This window comes from Rhizobium sp. NFR03 (assembly GCF_900111275.1).
Classification (GTDB): domain Bacteria; phylum Pseudomonadota; class Alphaproteobacteria; order Rhizobiales; family Rhizobiaceae; genus Ferranicluibacter.
Genome location: NZ_FOGR01000005.1, coordinates 294,474 through 309,678, shown reverse-complemented (window position 1 = coordinate 309,678; position 15,205 = coordinate 294,474). Strand labels below are relative to the sequence as shown.

The following is a 15,205-nucleotide window of genomic DNA, read 5'->3' as shown; positions in this document are numbered from 1 at the left end:
GTTTGTCGTTGACACCTTATGCAAGGACCTGTCTATTTGTATAGTCAAAATGCAGGACGCAGAAGCCTGCAGATCCAATTCTGAAGACGGGAACGCTGCGTCGGATACGCGGCACGATACTGGAGAGACGACCATGAAATCCCATTTCCTGCTGAAGGGCCTCGCTGCCGCAGCCTTCCTGCTCGGCGCTACCTTCTCGGCCCAGGCAGAAGACGCGCTTGCCCGCGTCAAGGCCGCCGGCACCATGAAGGTCGGCACCGAAACCGCCTTCGCGCCCTTCGACTTCATCGATGCCGGCGAGCATGCCGGCCTGAACGTCGATGTCTTCGCTGAACTCGGCAAGGAACTCGGCGTCGAAATCGAGTGGATCGCCCTCCCGTGGGAAGGCGTTCTCCCCGGCCTCGAAGCCGGCAAGTTCGACATGGTCGCAGGCCCCGCCACGATCACCAAGGCCCGCATGGAGCGTTACCGCTTCACGCCTCCGGTGGCCGAGGCCACGGTCGCTATTCTGAAGAAGGCCGGCGATACCAGCATCACCAAGCCCGAAGACATCGCCGGCAAGAAGATCGGCGTCGGCAAGGCGACGGCGCAGCTTGCCCAGTTGCAGGGCTATTCCGAAAAGCTTCCCGAGAAGGTCGATATCCGCGAATATCCCGCCTTCACTGAATCCTATGCCGACCTTGCGGCCGGGCGTATCGCCGGTGTCGCAAACTCCCTGCCAAACATTGCCTTCGTCGCCAGCCAGCGCAAGGACACGTTCGAGGTCGTGCAGCCGCCCTTCGGCCAGAAGGCCTATTTCGGCTTCATTGGCACCAAAGACGCAGACCACGCCCCGCTGATGGACGCGATCGATGCCGCGCTGCTCAAGATGAAGGGCGACGGACGCCTCGCAAAGCTTCAGGAAAAGTGGTTCGGCGCCAGCTTCGATACGCCGGACGCGGTCACGGACCCCTCGTTCTGATCAAGACGACCATTTAAATGTAAAGCGGGGCTGAGCCGGCACGGAGCACGTGTCCTCACTCAGCCCCGTTCTCCCGCTCGCCTTTGCGCATCCGACAGCCCACCCGACGAATTGGCCGGCAATGTCCTTCAAGCTGTTCGAACTCCTCCTCAAAGCCTCGCTCTACACGATCGGCATCAGCCTCGTGTCGATCCTCATCGGCTTTGCGATCGCCATTCTTCTCTCCGGCATGCTCCTGTCCGGTCGCCGTGCGCTGGCGGTTCCTGCCCGTATTTTCATCAGCTTCTTTCGCGGCGTGCCTCTCCTCGTGCAGTTGCTGCTGATCTACAATCTGCTGCCTGTCATCGGCCTCAACGTGCCCAGCATCGTCGCCGCCATCATCGGTCTCTCGCTCTGCACCGCAGCCTATCAGGCGGAGAACCTGCGCGGCGGCTTTGCCAGCGTTCCCCGCGGACTGATCGAATCCGCCGAGATGGTCGGTCTTACGCCGTCCCAGGCCTTCCGGCGCATCAAGGTGCCGATCGCGCTGCGGCTCACCTTTCCCGCGCTCGTCAACGAGGCGATCCTCATCCTCAAGGCGTCCTCGCTCGTCTCCGTCGTCGGCATCGTCGAACTGACGCGCATGGCGCAGGATCTGGCCGGCAGCACCTTCCTGCCGCTGCAACTCTTCGCCTGCGCCGGCCTCATCTATCTCGTCATCAACGGGGTGGTCGCGCGCACCGGTGGCCTCATAGAGCGGTCCTTGCCCGGAGTGCCGCGATGACCTTCGATATCGACGTCATTCTCGCGCAGCTCCCGGCCATCCTTTCCGGCGCGGGCGTCACGCTGCTTCTCTGGATTGCCGGAACCATCGGCGGTGCCGCGGTCGGCTTTCTCGTCGCCGTCGGCCGGCGCTATGGCGGCCGCATCCTCGACTGGCCGCTTGGCCTCGCCGTCGAGGTCCTGCGCGGCACGCCCTTTTTGATCCAGATCTTCCTGCTCTATTATGGCGGCCCCTTCATCGGTCTCGCGCTCGATCCCATTCCCGCCGGGCTCCTTGGCCTGACGATCTATGGAGCCGCCTATTTCAGCGAAATCTTCCGTGCCGGCTTTGCCGCCATCCCGAAAGGCCATATCGAGGCGGCGGAATGCGTCGGCCTCAGCCAGGGCCAGATCGTGCGGCGCATCCTTCTTCCTGAGATGACCATGCTGGTGCTGCCGCCCGCCATCAACATGGCCGTCATCCTGATGAAGGAAACCGCCATCCTCTCCATCATCACCGTGCCGGAACTGACGCTGACCGTCAGCGCCATCGGCTCGCAGCAATATGCCTTCGTCGAATCGCTCTTCCTGCTCGCCGTCTTCTACTGGGTGCTGGTGGAAGTCACCGACAAGCTCGGTCGCTATGCCGAGCATCGCTTGTCCCGCTACAGGTTTTCCCCGACATGACCCTTCCCGCCATCGCCGTCCGAAACCTCGTCAAGCGCTACGGCGACACTGCCGTCCTGCATGGCATCGATCTGGACATCCCGCCCGGTCAGGTCTCCTGCCTCATCGGCCCCTCGGGCTCCGGCAAGAGCACGCTTCTGCGCTGCATGGCCTTTCTGGAGGAGGCGACGAGCGGCACCATTACAGTAGATGGCGAGGTGCTCGGCTTTTCGGAAAGCCCGACCGGTGTGCGTGAGCGCATCCCCGCCGTCACGAACCGCGCCATCCGCTCGAAGATCGGCATGGTCTTCCAGCAGTTCAATCTCTGGCCGCACATGACGGCGCTCGGCAATGTCAGCGAGGCCCTGCGCACCGTGCACAAGATGAGCCGGAGGGATGCCGAGGCGCGTGCCATGGAGCAACTGGTGAAAGTCGGACTGGAAGCCCGCGCCGGGCACTATCCCTCGCAACTCTCGGGCGGCCAGCAGCAGCGCGTGGCGATTGCGCGGGCGTTGGCGCTGAAGCCGAAGATCATGCTGTTCGATGAACCCACCTCCTCGCTCGATCCGGAACTGACCGGCGAGGTGCTGAACGTCATGCGGGATCTGGCGGCAGACGGCATGACCATGGTGGTCGTCAGCCATGAGATCGGCTTTGCCGCAACCGTCGGCAGCCGGATCAGCTTTCTCGATCAGGGCCGCCTGCTGTTCTCCGGCCCGCCTTCGGAGGTCTTCGGCAAACCGCGCCACCCGCGCCTCGAACAGTTCCTCGACACCTATCTCGACCGCGGCGCCTCGATGCTGGTGTGATACGGCTTGATCGATGCCAGGTTCTGGTGTCAAGCAACCGTTCGCCCTCTCCTCCGTCATCCTCGGCCTTGTGCCGAGGATCTGGTGAGGTCCCCGCAAACACCATGGTCCTTCAGATCGCGGACAGTGCAGCAGATGCTCGGCACAAGACCGAGCATGACGGCAGGGAGGATGGCATCACTCAACAACAAAACAATGCCCAATCAATCAGCCGGAGCCGTGTGATAGGCGGCCTTACGCCACGGGCAGCACTTTGCCCGGATTTAAAAGCCCCTTCGGGTCGAGCGCCTGCTTGATCGCCCGCATGGTTGCAAGCTTCACCGGGTCGGCCGTCGCTAGCAGCGCGTGAATGCGCTTCGAGCCGACGCCATGCTCGGCGGAAAACGAGCCGCCCATCGCGCCGATCCCGTCATAAAGCACGCGCTCGACAGCATCGCGGCGCTCGTCCGTCATCCAGCTTCCCGGCCGGTCGAGGACGATGTGCAGGTTCCCGTCGGCGACATGGCCGAAGATGAACGGAGAGAGGCCGTCAATGGTGTCCAGCGCCGGAGCGATCCGTGCGAGGTAGGCGCCGAGCCGGTCGATCGGCACGGAAATGTCGTAGGAAGGCGCGCCGGGAAAGGAGCGATACATCAACCCCGTCTCCTCCCTCAGCCGCCAGATTTCATGGGCCTGTTGCACGGAAGCGGCAACCACGGCCGTCGTTTCCGGATAGGTCTGCGCGATCACCTCGTAGAGCCCGGCAAGCACGCCGAAAAGCGCCTCGTCCGTTTCACCGCCAAGGCCGACCGCAAGATGTACAGGCGTGGCATCGCCCGTTTGCGCCCAACCGAAATGCTGCGCCGTCAAACCGAAATAGCGAGACCACATCGCTTCGCAGGCCCGCAACCGGCCCGTGGCCCGGGCGAGACCCATTAGCGCCAGTGCGGCATCCGTGGATGGAAGGCCGAACAGCGCCGTGGCGCTGGCCGCCGGCACCGGGTCCAGCTTCACCACCAGCCCGGTGATGACGCCGAGCGTTCCCTCCGCTCCGATCAGAAGATGCTTCAGGTCGTAGCCCGCGGAATTTTTCACCACACGCACCATGTCGCGATAGATGCTGCCATCCGGCAACACAGCCTCCAGCCCCAGGACACGATGGCGCATCACACCGTTGCGGAACGCCATGACGCCGCCGGCATTGGTGGAGGCCATGCCGCCGAGCGTGGCGGATCCCCGCGCCGCGAGATCGATACCCGGCTCCAGACCGTCCACGGCCGCTGCCTGCTGCAATGCCTCAAGGGTCACCCCGGCTTCCACCACCGCCACGCCGCCGATCGGGTCGATCTCGATGATGCGGTCGAGATGGCGGAGCGAGATGACGATCTCGCCCGCAGCCGAGATGCCGCCGCCGACAAGGCCCGTCCGCCCGCCATGGGTAACGATCGGAATTTCGGCGCCGGCACAGATCCCGACAATTCTTGAGAGCGAAGCGACATCGCGCGGCGCAACGACGGCAAAGCCGCCGAGATTGTCGGGATGTTCGCCGGGATGGAGGGCTGCGATATCGGCACCTGTCCGAATGTCCACACCGGGAACGGCCGCGGTAATGGCGGCGATGACGGCATCGATATCGGGCATGCAGGTCGTCCTATTCGGGAAGCAGCGTGCGGAAGCCGCCATTGAAGTAGAGAAGCGGCGCCACGCCCTGACGGACCTGCACGCTGCGCACACGGCCGATGAGGATGGCGTGCGTGTGGCGATGCAGCGCCTCGTCGAGGCCGCAATCGATCACGGTCAGCGCATCGGCGAGCGCCCACCCGCCGCTGTCGAGTTTCGTCCATTCGGCGCCGGCATAGCGCTCGGCGCCGCGACGTCCGTCCGCCCCGGCGAAGGCTTTCGCGACACCCTCCTGACCTTCCGCCAGAACGTTGACGCAGAAATGGCCGCTTCGCTCCAGCACCGGCCAGGAAGAGGATGTCCGGTTGAGACTGACGATGACCGAGGGCACCTCGGCCGAAAGGGAGGTAACCGATGTCGCGGTAAATCCGGTCCGCCCCTCCCCGTTGCCCACCGTGATGACGCAGACGGCGCCTGCGAGATGGCGCATCGAGAGTTTGAAAGCGGCGGCATCGGGCGCGGGCGCCTCTACGGGCGACGGATAAACGGCAGCAGTCATGTCTCGGCACCTCGTATCTGGACCAGCCCGCACGACGGTTCCTCGGCCGGGGCCTCCTGTCTATCCGAATGCACTGAACATCTTCCTTCTACCAAAATTGGGACCGCAAAAGACGGGCTGCGATCTTCGCTTATGCTTTACCGAGCCTGAACGTGAGGCGAGCCGGAAAGTTGCCGCGCGGCGGTATGACGGTTGACCGGCATGGATAGCCCGAGGTTCTCACGCAGCGTCGCGCCCTCGTATTCCTCCCGGAACAGGCCGCGGCGGCGCAATTCCGGCAGCACCAGCGCCGTGAAATCCTCAAGACTTGCCGGCAGCGTCGGGAACATCAGGATGAAGCCGTCCGCCGCCCGTGTTTCGAACCATTCTTCCATGAAATCCGCGATCTGAACCGGCGTGCCGGTGATGCCGTTTCCGGTATGCTTTTCGGCATAGAGCCGAATGAGCTCACCCACCGTATGGCCCTTCCTCACGAAGTCGGTCAGCTCCTCGAACAACGCCTTGGAACCCTTCGGCTGCTCGGGAAGCCGGTCCATCGGAAAGGGTTGGTCCAGCGGCACGCCGCGCAGGTCCGCCTCCAGAAATTCCGACAGCATCAACCGCCCCACATCGGGGTGAAGCTTGTCGATCAGGAAATCGACCTTGGCGCGCGCCTCGGCCTCCGTCTCGCCGACATTCAGCACCACGCCGGGCATGATCTTGAGGTCGTCGGGATGACGACCGAGCGCCGGCATTCGTTCCTTGACGTTCGTGTAGAAGGCGCGGTTCCGCTCGATATTGGACGCGAGGCTGAAGACGATCTCGGCAGTGCGTGCCGCAAGATCCATGCCGGCTTCCGACCCGCCCGCCTGCGCGATCACGGGCCGGCCCTGCGCGGATGGCGCGATATTCAGCGGACCACGCACCTGATAGTGCTTCCCGACATGGTTCAGCATGTGGTGCCGGGCCTTGTCGTAGTAGAGCCCGCTGTCGCGGTTAAGCAGCAGAGCATCCTTCTCGAAGCTGTCCCAAAGCCCGAAGACGACATCCACGAACTCCCGGCAGCGCTCGTAGCGCAGCGCATGCGGATCCAGACCGGTGCGGTTGAAATTATATCCCGTCTCGTCATGATCCGATGTGACGACGTTCCAGCAGGCGCGCCCGTTCGACAGCTGGTCGATGGAGGCGAAAATACGGGCGAGGTTGAAAGGCTCGTAATAGCTGGTCGATGCCGTGGCCACGAGGCCCAGCCGCTCCGTCACCATGGACAGCGCCGAGAGAAGCGTCAGCGGCTCGAAGCGGTTCATCTTGGTGGGGCTGCGGGCCAGCGCATCGGGATCGCCGATGCCGGCTGCCGGCGAATCCGCCATGAACAGGAAATCGAACTTGGCCGCCTCCGACATCTGCGCGACCTTTTTGAGATGCGCGATGTCGTTTGCCCCGTTCACATCGCTGGAAGGGTGCAGCCAGCTCGCCGGGTGAAATCCGAACGTATAGACGAATGTCCCTAGCTTGAGCTTGTCCTGCCGTGCCATGCGAGATCCCCTTGTGTCGTCGACAGAAGGAGTATGGCGGGAACCGACCGGCGAACAAGCCTTGGAAACGACGTTCTATGTGCGTTTTTCTAAACAATCATGTCGGCGGTTGCGCATTGAACCCGCCCGTGGGAAGCGCGCCTGTGCTGTCGGCCGCATTGCGTTCGCTCTGCCCGAGGCGAGGCGCCGGGAGGTCGTGGCTCACGAAGCCGACGCCTCGACAGGCGCATAGCGCCACGGTTCCAGCGTGCCGGGCCTGCCGGCAAGCGAGAGTGTAGCGGTGCGTGGCGGCGTCTGCGCGATGATCTTGCCGCGGCGCAGCACCATCAGACGGTTCGCCCGCATGCGTACCGCCTCCGCGGCATCACGCGCTTCGAGAAGCACGAGGTCGGCATGACACCCCGGCGCGATGCCATAGCCATCGAGCCCGAAGGTGCGGGCCGCGTTTTCGGTCACAGCCTGAAAAGAGGCTCTGACCGCCGCCGGGCTCGTCATGTGCCCCGTATGAACGGCCATGTGCGCGACATCCAGCATGTCGGCATTGCCGAACGAGTACCATGGGTCCATGCAACTGTCCTGCCCGTAGGCGACGTTCACGCCGAGCGCCATCAGCTCGGGGACGCGCATCATGCCGCGCCGCTTGGGGTATGTGTCGTGGCGCCCTTGCAGAACGATGTTGGCCAGTGGATTGGGCACGCAATGGATTTCCGCCTCGGCGATCAGCGGCAGCAGCTTGGAAACGTAGTAGTTGTCCATCGAATGCATGGAGGTGAGGTGCGAGCCGGCGACGCGTCCCTGAAGTCCGAGGCGCTGCGTCTCATAGGCAAGCGTCTCGATATGGCGCGACAGCGGGTCGTCCGTCTCGTCGCAATGCAGGTCGACCAGCAATCCCCGCTCCGCCGCGATCTCGCAGAGCACGGTGACGGAGCGGCGCCCATCCTCCATCGTCCGTTCGAAATGCGGAATGCCGCCGACGACATCGACGCCCATGTCGAGCGAGCGTTCGAGATTGCGGGCCGCGGAGGCCGAGCGGAAATACCCGTCCTGTGGAAAGGCCACCAGTTGCAGATCGAGATAGTCCCGGACGAGATCCTTTACCTCCAGCAACGCCTCCACCCCTGTCAGGCGCTCGTCGCAGACATCGACATGGCTGCGCACGGCGAGCAGCCCTTGCGAGACCGCGAGATCGCAGTACCGCAAAGCGCGCTCGATGACCGCCTCCTTGGTCAGCAGCGGCTTTAGCTCGCCCCACAGCTGGATGCCTTCGAGCAGCGTACCCGAGCGATTGAGCCGGGGCGTGCCGAGCGACAGCGTCGCATCCATGTGAAAGTGAATGTCGATGAACGGCGCGCTGACGAGCCGGCCACCCGCATCGATGACCTCGCCTGCCTCCGCCGTGATGCCAGGCTCCACCGCAACGATACGGCCCTTCGAAATCGCGATGTCGATATCCACGCGGTCATCGGCAAGATTGGCATGGCGAATGATGGTGTCGAACGTCATCAACGGCTCCGTACGTGAAAGGCTACCCGTAGGCATCTTAAACGGTCAGGTCGGACCGGCAAGCGCACAAAGCCGGCAAAGAAGCACTTTCCGCGGTATGCGCCCCTCCAGCCGCTCGACGGAACTTTCCAGGAAAGCGTGAGTTGTGCCGCAAACCAGGAGAGATGCCATGTCGAAACGATTTGCAGCCCTGCCAGCCTATATCGCGCTTATCGCCATCTTCCTGACGGCGACCGTTCTTTCGCAGCGGGATGCGCCGGCTGTTTCCATGAGTTCCATGTCGCTGGAGAAGACCAACCGGCTGATATCAGGCTCGCCCGACAGCTTCGTCATGGAACGCTTTGCCGGCTGATTTTGCTGCACTGCAAAAAGTCAGCGACAACGCACCATACTATCTGGTAGTTTGCAGACTGTTGGGAACATTCGAGGTCGTCTATGTCGGAACTCGCATTCGCAGCACGTCACATTGCAACGACCCCTGAAGGCCTGAACACGGTCTTCCACTTCCGCGACGAAAACGGAAAAACGCTTGCGCTCTTGCTGGATGGCGAGGTTGATCGCGATTTTGTCGATCATTGCCGGATTTATTACGAACCGGAGCCGGTCTCAGCGGTCGAACAGCAAATCGACCTCGCGGTTATCGAGTTGTTCGATATCGATGCAGCCGCGCGGGATGAGTACGACCCGCGGCAGATCGCCGACGCGCTGAATTGCGAACTGCGCATCCTCATCGAAGCGACAGACACCGCCGCATAGCGCTTAAGCTACAGGATCAGACGAACCAGAGCGTATCCAGCCACCCATAATCCGGCAGATAGCGCGAGGGCACCGGCGAGCGCCAGTATCCTCAGCGTCGGCCACGTTGCGCGGTTTTTCTGCCTGCGAGCAGGCCGGGGCCGCAGTGTCGGCATGGCGAAGCACTCCATTGTATTCTGCATGACCTGCCCCTTTCCTATGACTTTAACCGCAATCCGCGCCGCAGCACCTGTGGCAATGCCGGATCGATATCCGTCTTGTAGCCTCCGCTCGGAACCAACCCGCTAAAAAGATCGGTCGCATTTTCAGCAACTCCTCCATAAGCGAAAAAAAACAAAAAGCCCGACTGCGAGAGCAGCCGGGCTTTTAAATCTGACAATCCCGTTTGGGTTACGCGTCCTCGACGACCCGCAAAGCCTGCAACTTCGCCAGAGCCGCCTTCTGTACGGCGTCCTGAACCTTTTCGAACGCGCGAACCTCGATCTGACGGACACGTTCGCGGCTGATCTCGAACTCGGTCGAGAGTTCTTCCAGCGTGACCGGATCTTCCGTCAGGCGACGGGCCTGGAAGATGCGGCGCTCGCGATCGTTGAGCACGTTCATCGCACCCGACAAAAGCGAACGGCGATTTTCCAGTTCGTCCTGCTCGATGAGGATGTCTTCCTGGCTCTCGCTGTCGTCTACCAGCCAATCCTGCCACTGACCGGATTCGCCTTCGCCCGCCTTGATCGGAGCGTTGAGCGAAGCGTCGCCGGAAAGGCGCTGGTTCATCGAAATGACCTCGGCCTCCGAAACGTTCAGCGTCGTCGCGATCTGCTTCACCTGATCCGGCTTCAGGTCGCCTTCATCAAGCGCCTGAATCTTGCCCTTGAGGCGCCGAAGATTGAAGAACAGCCGCTTCTGGTTCGCGGTCGTCCCCATCTTCACGAGCGACCATGAGCGCAGGATATATTCCTGGATCGAAGCTTTGATCCACCACATGGCGTAGGTCGCCAGGCGGAAGCCGCGCTCGGGATCGAACTTCTTCACGGCCTGCATCAGGCCGACATTGCCTTCGGAAACGACTTCGCCGATCGGCAGGCCGTAGCCGCGATAGCCCATCGCAATCTTCGCCACGAGGCGCAGATGGCTGGTTACGAGCTGGTGGGCGGCCTTGCGATCGTCATGCTCCTGATAGCGCTTGGCGAGCATATACTCGACCTGCGGCTCCAGCATGGGAAATTTGCGGATTTCATCGAGATATCGATTGAGACCACCTTCGCCGGCGGTCAGTGTCGGCATCGTACTACGGGCCATGTTTGCACCCCTTTCTCGTTCCGGCCTCCATCTGGCAAGCCGGGCATGTGGGTCCTTCGACCCCACAGGTCACCAAGATAAGTACGGGCCGGGCATGATTCAAGGATGCAGCCGCACGATTGCGGCCCCATCCTTGGGCTTCGGGATATCTCGGTAAGATTGGCATGATGAGGCCGAGTTCAACCCCTCACGCCCATTTATCGGACGGAGGCGAACCCTACTGGATCGAGTCTCCGTCTTCCTCCTGCTCGGATAGAAACGCTTCGTCGCTCTTGGCGCTCAGCCGTACACGGTTGTCATCGACACTATCGACCAGCGAAAGGTCGATGAAATGGTGATGATCCTGATGGCCGACGGGATTGTCCTTCTTCGTCAGCTTGATACGGCTGCCTTCGACACCGTCGACGGTTCCCACATGCACGCCATCGGCACTGATGACTTCGGCATGTTCCTTGATCTCTATGGCATCGATCATGACGTTTCTCTCCTTGGCTGTCGATACTGGGGCTGTCGATACGGGAAAAACGCCGACATCGGCAAAAGGATGCATGCAGAACCCAAGATTTCGCGACCGCGCGAAGGGGCGACGACAGGCCTCAGGCCTTCAGGGCGGCAGCCAGCTCCAGCATGTCGTCCGGCAGTGGCGAGGTAAAGCGCATCGTTTCCCCGGTTGCCGGATGCTCGAACGCCAGCATGAAGGCATGCAGCGCCTGACGCGGGAACCGGTCGACCACCGCCTTGGCAGGCTCCGGGAGAAGATTCGATTTCGTTCGGAACGCTGCGCCGTAATCGACGTCGCCGACGAGAGGATGCCCGATATAGGCCATGTGGACGCGGATCTGGTGCGTGCGCCCCGTTTCCAGCCGGCATTCGACCATGGCGGCGAGCGCCGTCGCGTCGGGCTTTTCGTGGTAACGCTCGGTCACTTCATAGTGCGTGATCGCCTCGCGCGCATCGTCCGCATCGTGCTTCTTCACCGCCCGCTTGATCCGGTCTCCGGCGCGCCCGAGCGGTGCGTCGATCGTGCCGCGAAGGCCGCGCGGCCGGCCCCAGACGATGGCGGCATAGGCGCGCTCCAGCGGTCCGGTGCGGCCGTGGTCGGCAAACTGGTCGGAAAGGTGCCGGTGAGCGAGATCGTTCTTCGCCACGACCATGACGCCACTGGTGTCCTTGTCCAGACGGTGGACGATGCCCGGCCGCTTGACGCCGCCGATACCCGAAAGACTGTCGCCGCAATGATGAATGAGCGCATTGACCAGCGTGCCCGTCCAGTTGCCGGCACCGGGATGCACCACGAGCCCCGGCGGCTTGATGAGCACGATCACGTCGTCGTCTTCATACAGCACGTCGAGCGGGATGTTCTCGCCCTTGGGCTCCGGGTCTTCAGGCTCCGGCATGCCGATCTCGAACACGTCCCCCGGCTGCACCTTGCGCTTGGGCTCCAGCACCGGCTTGCCGTTGACGCGCACGGCGCCCTGCTCGATCAGCGCCTTGAGCCGATTGCGCGAGAAAAGCCCGTCCATCTGCTCGGTCAGCCACGCATCCATGCGCCCGGATGCATCCTCTTGCGCCGTCAGGACTTTCCTTGCGGCGTCCGCTTCTTTAAAGGGGTCGTTCATTCTTGCTCAATCCGTGAGGTCAAACCGCCCATGTCGCTCCAGGAACCAGACGATCAGGACGAAAAGCCGCTCGATCCGGTCATGGAAAACGTTCGCCGCAAGATGATCCGCCTGCAGCTGGTCTCGGCGGGTGTGATGTTGGTCATGCTTATGGCCGTGCTGGGCGCGATTGTCTACAAGGTCACGCGTCCGAGCGCGGCGCCGTCCCTGGCAAACGCGACAGCCGGCGTGCCGAGCGATGCGCCGCTGGCAGCGACAGCCGTCCTGCCGCAGGGCTTCGAGATCACCGACACGTCGCTCTCCGGCGGGCAGATCCTGTTCTTCGGCACGCTCGCCGGTGTCCGCAAGGCGCTCGTCTACGACATCGCCGCCAACCGCATCGTCGCCGACATCTCCGTACCCGCGAACTGACCGTGCGCGTCACCGAGCGCATCACGGACCCGGCCGATCCGCGCATCGCCGCCTTCGTCTCGATTCGTGAGCGCGACCTCACAGGCCGCCACAACCGCTTCATCGCGGAAGGCACCGTGGTGCTGCGCATGCTGGCGGCCTCGGCTGGCGGCGGCGGTGCGTTTACGGCCGAGGCGATTCTGCTTCTTGAAAACCGGGTCGCCGGTGTTGCCGATATTCTTGCGCAGTTCGACAGCACGGTGCCGGTCTTCGTTGCGGACGCCGCTGTCTTCAACGCCATCGCCGGCTTCGACATGCATCGCGGCGTGCTTGCCATCGGCATGCGGCAGAGACGGCAGACCCTCGATGATATCCTCTCGACCCTGCCAGCCGAGGGTCTGATCCTCGCCGCCTGTGGTCTTTCCAATCACGACAATGTCGGCTCGATCTTCCGCAACGCCGCGGCCTTCGGCGCGAGCGCCGTGCTTCTGGACGAGACCTGCTGCGATCCGCTCTATCGCAAGGCGATCCGCGTCTCCGTCGGCGCGGTGCTCACCGTACCTTTCGTGCGCCAGGGCACGGCGGGCGACCTGCTGGCGGCGATCGAGAATCGCGGCTTTGCGCTCTGGGGCCTGTCGCCCCGTGGCGAGACCGATCTGGATGATATTCCGCCGGCCCGGCGTACGGCGCTGGTGGTGGGTGCCGAGGGCGAGGGCCTGCCGCCCGCCATCATGACCGCGATCCGCACGGCCCGCATTCGGCAGAAGCCGGGTCTCGACAGCCTCAATGTCGCCACCGCGACGGGAATAGCCCTTCATCGCATCGCCAGCCTGAATGGCCTTGTCTAGATATCAGGACGTCGATGACAGGAGCGACCGGGTCCGCGCGGCAAGCGTCGTGGTAGTGCCTTCGGTTTCCCGCGCCAGCAGAGCGGGGATGGGCGATGTCTCCCCCTCGGTCTTCGCCGTCAGCGCCGTCATCGCCGCCGCAATCTGCAGCAGGTCTTCGCGCAAGGCCGCGTCCTCTGCCGGATCTGCGGCAACAAGGCGCTCGATGAAGTCGCCTGCGTCGGTCCGCAAGCTTTCCGGCGTCGGAATGGCGGGCGGCGAGAGCAGTCTTGGCTCGTCCGGTGCCGGAAGCGCGATCGCGTTCTCCTGTCCGACGCTCTGCGAACCGACGTCATGCCCGGCGCGCGACGCCTGCATGGCTGCCGCCAGTTCCGCCGTCATCTCGCGAACACGCGCAGACAGGCGGTCTATTTCCGCACTGCCGCGTTCCAGGTGGGTTTCCCGGTCGGCCAGCAGCGCATTGGCTGTCGCCAACCGGGCTTCAAGCTGCTTTGCCCGGATCTCCTGCTGCGCCAGCTTCAGTTCCAGCGCCTTCGCCCTCTCGCTTTCCCGCCGCCGCTCGTCGCGCAGGGTTTCGCGCTCATCGCGCAGGCCACCGGCACGGGCATGGAGCTCATCGACCTGCAACGCTTCCGCAGCCGAGACGGCCCGGACTTCATCGAGTTCTGCGGAAACCCTGTCGAGCTGGCGTGCCAGCAAAGCTGCCTGCTCGGTCTTGGAAGCGTAATCCGTCTCCAGCGTGCCCAACGCATCTTTCAGCCGCTCGATATGCTGCTCCAGAAGCCGGATGCCGGAGCGCAGGTCTCCCGCCTCCGCGTTCATTTCGTCCAGCTGCGCGCGCAGCTCCTCATTCTCGGCGCGGACCGTGCGCATGTCCTGCTCGGCCTTCTCGCGCGCCAGCATGAGAGAAATCGCCTTGTCGCGCTCGCGCTTCAGCGTCTGACTGGTTCGCACATTTTCCGCGGCATAGATCGCGCGTGCCGCATCCTTCTGCGCACGAACTTCCTGTTGGGTCAGTGGCGTCGTCGCCTTCAACCGATCTTCCGCAAACCGCACGATGCGCCGATGGATGACAGGTGCGACCAGCGCACCGAGAAAGATCGCGGTGAGGAAGCCCAAGGCGAACAGCAGTGCAAATTGTATCACGCGGAGGTCACTTCACAGGCGGTTGGACAAGGGCATCATCCCCTTGCGCATCATTATTCGCGGTCAGCCCCGGATTGGCAAGGGATCGGCGACACGCGCAGACCACCAAAGCATAACGCTGACGACACCGGGAAACAGGGTCAGAAGGGGTTCCATGTCGGCTGCTGCGTCAGCTTGAGGTAGCCCACATTAATGCCGAGGCGGGCGCCGACGCCGGTTCGAATAGGGACGAGCACGATATGCTCGTCCGTCAGCACCGTCATGCCGACGCCGGCCACGACATAGGCCGAACCGGAGACGCCACCGAACCGCTTGTAAAGGCCGGGCACGCTCGGGAGGTTATAGACCAGCATCATGATGCGGCTGCCCTGACCGCCTGCATCGAGACCGAGCGAGGGACCTTGCCAGTAGACACTGTGCTGACCGGCATTCTTGGTGTTCAGGCTTCCCTCACCATAGGTCAGCCCGGCAACGAAGGCGCCAGAGCCTTCCTGTCCGAGAATATAGCCGTTCGGAAGCCCGTAACTCTGGAAGGCCCGCTCCACCACTTTCGCAAGACCGCCGGACGTGGACCCGAAGAACCCATGTCCCGCATCCACGATTTCCTGGATGGAATATTGAGACGTATTGCCGGCGGCTTGCGCGGCGGCGGTCGAAACCCCGACACAGAGCGCCAGCATGCCGAACATGACGGCTTTCATAGAAGACCACAGGGCGGCCAGCGGAAGGCACATGGCAACGTCCCTCGAGGGCGCAAAATTCGATTTCTGCAGCATCGCATCCTCCGTTATCCCAAGG

The 15,205-nt window shown here is 63.0% G+C and carries 17 protein-coding genes; 8 read left to right on the top strand and 9 right to left on the bottom strand.

Going from position 1 to position 15,205, the window contains the following annotated elements; translation table 11 throughout:
* The first annotated feature begins 133 nt into the window (after positions 1-133).
* The 4 genes from BSG19_RS17795 (at position 134) to BSG19_RS17780 (ending at position 3,177) form a co-directional block, all read left to right on the top strand.
* Positions 134-961: a transporter substrate-binding domain-containing protein gene (locus BSG19_RS17795; protein WP_092989358.1), complete on the top strand. Its 828-nt coding sequence runs from the start codon at positions 134-136 to the stop codon at positions 959-961.
* Positions 962-1,082: 121 nt separating this feature from the next.
* A complete protein-coding gene (locus tag BSG19_RS17790) occupies positions 1,083-1,724 on the top strand; it encodes an amino acid ABC transporter permease (RefSeq protein WP_092989357.1) in 642 nt (213 codons plus the stop codon).
* On the top strand, positions 1,721-2,389 hold the full coding sequence (locus BSG19_RS17785) for an amino acid ABC transporter permease (RefSeq protein WP_092989356.1): 669 nt from the start codon (positions 1,721-1,723) through the stop codon (positions 2,387-2,389). The genes BSG19_RS17790 and BSG19_RS17785 overlap by 4 nt, the downstream gene beginning before the upstream one ends.
* Entirely contained in the window at positions 2,386-3,177 is a 792-nt protein-coding gene (locus BSG19_RS17780) for an amino acid ABC transporter ATP-binding protein (RefSeq protein ID WP_092989355.1), read from the top strand. Before BSG19_RS17785 ends, BSG19_RS17780 begins: the two co-directional genes overlap by 4 nt.
* A 234-nt stretch (positions 3,178-3,411) precedes the next feature.
* Here the strand turns inward: BSG19_RS17780 and BSG19_RS17775 are convergent, their stop codons facing one another.
* From BSG19_RS17775 to BSG19_RS17760, 4 genes are all read right to left on the bottom strand, one after another.
* Positions 3,412-4,797, bottom strand: a complete 1,386-nt coding sequence (locus BSG19_RS17775; RefSeq protein WP_092989354.1) for an FAD-binding oxidoreductase — start codon at positions 4,795-4,797, stop codon at positions 3,412-3,414.
* A 10-nt stretch (positions 4,798-4,807) separates the two neighbouring features.
* Positions 4,808-5,335 carry a flavin reductase family protein gene (locus tag BSG19_RS17770; RefSeq protein ID WP_092989353.1) on the bottom strand — a complete coding sequence of 176 codons (528 nt, stop codon included), beginning with the start codon at positions 5,333-5,335 and terminating at the stop codon, positions 4,808-4,810.
* A 137-nt stretch (positions 5,336-5,472) separates the two neighbouring features.
* The gene (locus BSG19_RS17765; protein WP_092989352.1) at positions 5,473-6,849 is read right to left on the bottom strand and encodes an LLM class flavin-dependent oxidoreductase; all 1,377 of its coding nucleotides are present in this window, start codon (positions 6,847-6,849) and stop codon (positions 5,473-5,475) included.
* A gap of 201 nt (positions 6,850-7,050) precedes the next feature.
* The gene (locus BSG19_RS17760; protein WP_092989351.1) at positions 7,051-8,352 is read right to left on the bottom strand and encodes an amidohydrolase family protein; all 1,302 of its coding nucleotides are present in this window, start codon (positions 8,350-8,352) and stop codon (positions 7,051-7,053) included.
* 169 nt (positions 8,353-8,521) lie between these two features.
* Here BSG19_RS17760 and BSG19_RS17755 point away from each other — a divergent pair, with 169 nt between their 5' ends.
* The gene (locus tag BSG19_RS17755) at positions 8,522-8,704 is read left to right on the top strand and encodes a hypothetical protein (protein ID WP_092989350.1); all 183 of its coding nucleotides are present in this window, start codon (positions 8,522-8,524) and stop codon (positions 8,702-8,704) included.
* Positions 8,705-8,787: 83 nt separating this feature from the next.
* Positions 8,788-9,108, top strand: a complete 321-nt coding sequence (locus BSG19_RS17750; protein WP_092989349.1) for a hypothetical protein — start codon at positions 8,788-8,790, stop codon at positions 9,106-9,108.
* A 390-nt stretch (positions 9,109-9,498) separates the two neighbouring features.
* On the opposite strand, the gene rpoH is transcribed toward BSG19_RS17750, so the two are convergent.
* The 3 genes from rpoH to BSG19_RS17735 all read right to left on the bottom strand — a co-directional run bounded on the left by rpoH (position 9,499) and on the right by BSG19_RS17735 (position 12,023).
* A complete protein-coding gene (gene rpoH, locus BSG19_RS17745; RefSeq protein ID WP_092989348.1) occupies positions 9,499-10,404 on the bottom strand; it encodes an RNA polymerase sigma factor RpoH in 906 nt (301 codons plus the stop codon).
* Between the two features lie 217 nt (positions 10,405-10,621).
* Complete coding sequence (locus tag BSG19_RS17740) at positions 10,622-10,879, bottom strand: DUF2171 domain-containing protein (protein ID WP_092989347.1); 258 nt, start codon at positions 10,877-10,879, stop codon at positions 10,622-10,624.
* A gap of 121 nt (positions 10,880-11,000) precedes the next feature.
* Positions 11,001-12,023, bottom strand: coding sequence for an RluA family pseudouridine synthase (locus tag BSG19_RS17735; protein WP_092989346.1), 1,023 nt, complete (start codon positions 12,021-12,023; stop codon positions 11,001-11,003).
* A gap of 30 nt (positions 12,024-12,053) precedes the next feature.
* Here BSG19_RS17735 and BSG19_RS17730 point away from each other — a divergent pair, with 30 nt between their 5' ends.
* Positions 12,054-12,434, top strand: a complete 381-nt coding sequence (locus BSG19_RS17730; protein ID WP_092989345.1) for a hypothetical protein — start codon at positions 12,054-12,056, stop codon at positions 12,432-12,434.
* Between the two features lie 2 nt (positions 12,435-12,436).
* Positions 12,437-13,261, top strand: a complete 825-nt coding sequence (locus tag BSG19_RS17725) for a TrmH family RNA methyltransferase (protein ID WP_092989344.1) — start codon at positions 12,437-12,439, stop codon at positions 13,259-13,261.
* A 3-nt stretch (positions 13,262-13,264) separates the two neighbouring features.
* Here the strand turns inward: BSG19_RS17725 and BSG19_RS17720 are convergent, their stop codons facing one another.
* Positions 13,265-14,407: a hypothetical protein gene (locus BSG19_RS17720; protein WP_092989343.1), complete on the bottom strand. Its 1,143-nt coding sequence runs from the start codon at positions 14,405-14,407 to the stop codon at positions 13,265-13,267.
* A gap of 140 nt (positions 14,408-14,547) precedes the next feature.
* Complete coding sequence (locus BSG19_RS17715; RefSeq protein WP_244529315.1) at positions 14,548-15,087, bottom strand: DUF1134 domain-containing protein; 540 nt, start codon at positions 15,085-15,087, stop codon at positions 14,548-14,550.
* Positions 15,088-15,205: the final 118 nt, after the last annotated feature.